Origin of the sequence: Aestuariivirga sp. (genome assembly GCF_046093005.1) — a bacterium.
Lineage (GTDB): Bacteria > Pseudomonadota > Alphaproteobacteria > Rhizobiales > Aestuariivirgaceae > Aestuariivirga.
On record NZ_JBJTER010000185.1, the window covers coordinates 1 to 4,901 of the forward strand.

Here is a 4,901-nt window from a genome sequence, read left to right on the forward strand (position 1 = left end):
ACGGCAACATGTCCCCGCAGGACCAGGACAGTGCCATCAGGCCACGCACGGACGGACTGCGAAAGATCGTTCTGGCCAGCGCCATCGCCGAGACCAGCCTGACCATCGAGGACATACGCGTCGTCGTGGACTCAGGCCTCCAGCGACTTGCCCGCTACGAGCCTGCAACCGGCATGACAGCCCTCGTCACCCAGCGCGTCTCGCAGGCGTCCGCTGACCAGCGCCGCGGCCGTGCAGGCCGCGTGGCGCCGGGCACATGCTATCGCCTCTGGGCAGAGCCCGAGACCCGTGCACTCGCCCCTTTTACGCCACCCGAGATCCTGACGAGCGACCTCGCGCCCTTTGCGCTTGAACTCGCCGCCTGGGGCGAAGGCGATCCCGCGCGGCTGCGCCTGCTTGACCAGCCACCCAAGGGCACCTTCGCCGAAGCACGCGAACTCCTGCGCGAACTCGACGCGCTCGACGCCGGCAATTGCATCACGGCACACGGCCGAGGCTGCCTCGCCTTTGGCGCGCACCCGCGCCTCGCGCACATGATGATCAAGGGCAGCGAACTCGGACTTGGAACGACGGCCGTGGCACTGGCAGCGATCCTCTCCGAGCGCGACATCATCCGCACGCGCGACACCGACCTGCGCACGCGACTTGAAACCTTCGCAGGCAAGCCGGACACCCACACGGACCGGGGCGCGCTGGCGCGCGCCCGCGAACAGGCCCGCACCTGGAGCGCGTCTCTCCGCCTGCCGCGCAGCGACGTACAACCCGCTGCAGCCGGCAGCCTGGCCGCCCTCGCCTATCCCGAGCGCGTGGCACGCCGGCGGGGACCGGCCAGCTTCAGGATGGCCAGCGGACGCGGCGCAACGATGTCCGAGGCAGACGCCCTCGCCAATGAGCCCTTCCTCGCGATCGCCGCACTCGACGGGGCGGGCGCAAACGCGCGCATATATCAGGCCGCCCCCCTGTCCCTGCCAGACATCGAGAACCTGTTCGCAGCGCACGTGGCCACCCGCCGCCGCGTCGAATGGAACGCCCGCGACCGTGGAGTGACGGCCGTCGAGGAGCGGATGCTCCACGAGCTGGTCCTGTCGGATCGCCCCCTGCGCGATGCGCCGCCGGAGATGGTCACCACGGCCCTGCTGCAGGGCATAAGGTCCCTCGGGATGGGTTGCCTGCCATGGACGCCGGAAGCGACCAGTGTCAGGGCGCGCCTTGCATTCATGCACAGGGTCGACCCCGAAGGCGGATGGCCGTCGATGACCGACGAGGCGCTTCTCGACAGTCTGGAGACCTGGCTTGCAGGGTTTCTCGGTGGCATGTCGAGGGCATCAGACCTGCAACGCCTCGACCTGTGCGAGGTTCTTTCGGCCATGCTCGACTGGGACCGGCGCAAGCGTCTCGACAAGCAGGCGCCAGAGACGATTGAAGTGCCCTCGGGATCACGGATCCGGATCGACTACACCGCCGATGAACCGGTACTCGCCGTGCGCCTGCAGGAGATGTTCGGGTTGGCCCGCACCCCGGCGATTGCCGGGGGGCGAAGTCCGCTGCGCATCGAACTGCTTTCGCCTGCCGGTCGTCCGCTTGCCGTCACCCAGTCGCTCGAAACCTTCTGGACCAACGGTTATCCTTCGGTGCGCGCCGACATGCGCGGCCGTTACCCCAAGCACGCCTGGCCGGAAGACCCGCTGGCCGCCGCCCCGGTGAAGCCGCGGCAGCTGCGATAAACAGGGCTTGACTTTAATCCTAGTCCGTGATAGCAATACATTCCTTCGTTCCGCAAGGGGCGGAGGGGACGTTTGCTGATTGACATTGTGAAGACTTTTCGGGCGGGGCGCCTAGTTCAGCCCCAGGGCGGCGCGCAGCTCGGCGCGCTTCTCCGGCGCCATGGCGGAGAGCACGATGGCGGTGGCCGTGGCGAAGGTGGCGTGGCCGGACGGGTAGGCGGGCGAGTCCGGCAGCTTGATCAGCGGCGTGATGGTGGCGTCCTCCAGCGGCGGGCGAGGGCGGGCGAAGAAGCGCTTGGCGGGCGCTGTCACCGCCTCCACGGTATCGAGCATGCGCTGGGTGAGCGCCACGGTGAGCGGCGGCCTGCAGCGCCTTCAGGTCGGCGAGCTCCATCCGCGTGATGGCGGAGCCGGTGGCCGGCGGCGGCACCAGCAGCACGCTGAGGTCCACCGCCTCGGGTCCGAAATAGGGCTGGCCCTGTTCGGCACGGGCGGGCGCGGCAAGCCCAAGGGCCAAGGCCACGGTGGCGCCGATCACGGCGCGGCGGGTGATTGCCGTCATGATGTTCCTCTCTGGCATCAGGCGGAAGGATACACCGGTTGGGGATGGGGGAAAACCGCTGCCGCCCGAATCGGATTAGGCTGGCCCCATGCTCGACGCCGCCACCTTCCGGGAGATTGCGCTGTCCAACCCGCACAATGCGCGGCTCATGGATGGTTTGCGCCCGCTGGGCCTGCCGCAATGCTACATGACGGCGGGTTGCCTGTTTCAGACCCTGTGGAACCTGCGGAGCGGCCGCCCGGTGGCGGAGAACATCAAGGACTATGACGTGTTCTATTTCGACGGCGCGGACCTGTCCTGGGAGGCGGAGGACGCGGTGATCCGCCGCGTGGCGCCGCTGGCGGAACAGCTGGGCATTCCGGTGGAGGTGAAGAACCAGGCCCGCGTACATCTGTGGTACAGCGCGCGCTTCGGGGATGATTATCCGCAGCTCCATTCGGCGAAGGACGGCATGTCGCGCTATCTGGTGCGCTGCACCTGCGTGGGCATCGCTGTGGCCGACGGCGAGGTCTTCGCACCCGATGGCTTTGCCGATCTCGAGGCGGGCATTCTGCGAATCAACCCGCTGCTGCCGCAGCCCCGGCAATGGCGCGCCAAGGCCGAACACTACCGCGCCCGCTGGCCGTGGCTGCGGATTGTGGAGGAGGGTGACGAGGCCGGGTGACACGTCGTTCCGTCTCCTTTTGGTGGAGCGGATGGGAGAAGAGGAGGCGGCACGTGCCAGACGAGGGTACTCTGCTTCCGCAAAGCCCAGAGTAACCTTCGCAATGGCAGATACTCAAGACGTGCAAAGCGTTCTCGCTTCGTCTAACGAAATTTGACATCACAGGTAACAACCACAAATAAGTCGTTGCAACCATGCAATCTGAACTTGACGAAGAGGTAGATGCTGTAGCTTTATGCTTAATACAATATATGAGGTGTGCTCTTGACCAAGCAAAAGGATCTTGATTCGAGAGAAGTGCAGGCGTTGGCGAAGCTGATAGAAGAAGCCACCCGATCTTCGGCTTCTGGCGTAAAGTACTTTCTTGAGCCTGCCCAAGGCGTGCTCGACAGAGCAATGGCGAAGCGGCATCACATCGTGTTTGGGCGACGTGGTTCTGGCAAATCCAGCTTGCTCCACAAAATTGAAACCGAAGCTGCGATAAATCGGAATCCTGTGGTGTTTGTTGATATGGAGGAATTCAAGGGCCATAGTTATCCTGATGTCTTAGTAAGTGTACTACTCAAGATAATGAATGGATTCGATGAATGGTTGAGCACAACAGCAGTTGCTCCAGCCAACAAAGCAAACTTCTGGAGGCGACTCTTTGGAAAGACACCTGAAACAAAGTCACTTAATCGCAAGGAAGCGACTATTCTTCGGGAGAGAGTGGGAAACCTAAGTTGTGAACTGAATAAGCTTCTATTCTCTGCCTCTGAGGCGGTATCAAAACTAACAGACGAAGAGTCGATTGAAAGAAGGCGTAAGTTAGATGTTTCTGTCAGTGGGAAAGTCGAGGCTATGGGAAGCGGGCTATCTTCGAGTGGCGCACTTTCTGGTAGTGATGCTAATACTCTTGCTAGATCGCTGGTTCAAGAATATACGTCAAAAAAAATCGAGACATTACACCGGATGATCATTGAGATAAAGCGGCTTCTGAGTGATTTGTCTCGCTATGCGGGTAATCAGGGATATGTCCTGATTGACGATCTTTATCACATCAGGACCGCTAGCCAAGCTGATGTCATTGACTACCTTCATCGAGTTTGCAAGGGTACTGGGATTTGGCTCAAGATTGGCACTATTCGACACAGAACGAGATACTACTTGAGCGGTGATCCGCCACGTGGAATGAAGATTGGCGATGATGCTGATGATATCGACCTTGATGTCACGCTAGAAAAGTATCAATTAACAAAGAGATTTCTGTTCAGAGTGCTTGAGCAGTTCTGTTTGGAGAAGTCAATTAAGTTGAATGATATCATCACGAATGGGGCGAGAGATCGGCTGGTGCTTGCCAGTGGAGGCGTTGCACGAGACTTTCTTACGTCTTTTCGAAGGTCCATCTCTATCGCGAGAGAAAGAATAGCTAACGAGGAAAACGCGAGAGGACCAAAAATCGGCGCAGAAGACGTGAACGTCGCGGCTGGTGAAAACGATGCAAACAAACGTGAGGAATTTAATGCTGATGCGCCAACTCAAGAACAAAAGGACTTGATGGAGTTATTCGGGCGGATTAGAACCCATTGCATAGATGCGAATAACTCAAATTGCTTTCTTATTGATAAAGACTATCGCGGTTCGGAAGTCGAGAAAATAGGTGAGCTAGTAGATCTCAAGTTTATACACCACATTAGCTCGCGAGTGACTGTCCGAGATAGGACGGGGCGTGTATATGATGCTTATATGCTTGATTTATCACAGTATACTGGTGAGCGGACCAAGCGCAACTTGGACGTCATTGAGTTCTGGGATTCAAAGATGGCTGACAAACTAGGTGGTGTTGACAAAGTGGATTCACAAATCACGTGATTTCTGATTCAAGGCTGTTCTTTGCGGAGAACAGCGATGGTTCGCGGGTTGATGTCGGACAAGGAATGGGCGTTTTTCGAGCCATTTGTCATCGAGAGGG

The 4,901-nt window shown here is 59.6% G+C and carries 4 protein-coding genes; 3 read left to right on the forward strand and 1 reads right to left on the reverse strand.

Translation table 11 applies throughout. The features are described 5' to 3' along the window. Positions 1-1,724: ATP-dependent helicase HrpB (hrpB, locus tag ACKOED_RS15700; protein ID WP_408917568.1), on the forward strand; the 1,724-nt coding region annotated here is incomplete at its 5' end. Between the two features lie 111 nt (positions 1,725-1,835). Here hrpB and ACKOED_RS15705 read toward each other — a convergent pair. Further along, positions 1,836-2,075 (reverse strand): phosphatase PAP2 family protein, encoded by a 240-nt coding sequence (locus tag ACKOED_RS15705; protein WP_408917569.1) that lies wholly within the window; start codon positions 2,073-2,075, stop codon positions 1,836-1,838. Between the two features lie 299 nt (positions 2,076-2,374). Between ACKOED_RS15705 and ACKOED_RS15710 the strand changes: the two genes are divergently transcribed. Then, positions 2,375-2,950 (forward strand): nucleotidyltransferase family protein, encoded by a 576-nt coding sequence (locus tag ACKOED_RS15710; RefSeq protein ID WP_408917570.1) that lies wholly within the window; start codon positions 2,375-2,377, stop codon positions 2,948-2,950. Between the two features lie 264 nt (positions 2,951-3,214). Beyond that, on the forward strand, positions 3,215-4,801 hold the full coding sequence (locus ACKOED_RS15715; RefSeq protein ID WP_408917571.1) for a hypothetical protein: 1,587 nt from the start codon (positions 3,215-3,217) through the stop codon (positions 4,799-4,801). The last annotated feature ends 100 nt before the right edge of the window (positions 4,802-4,901 follow it).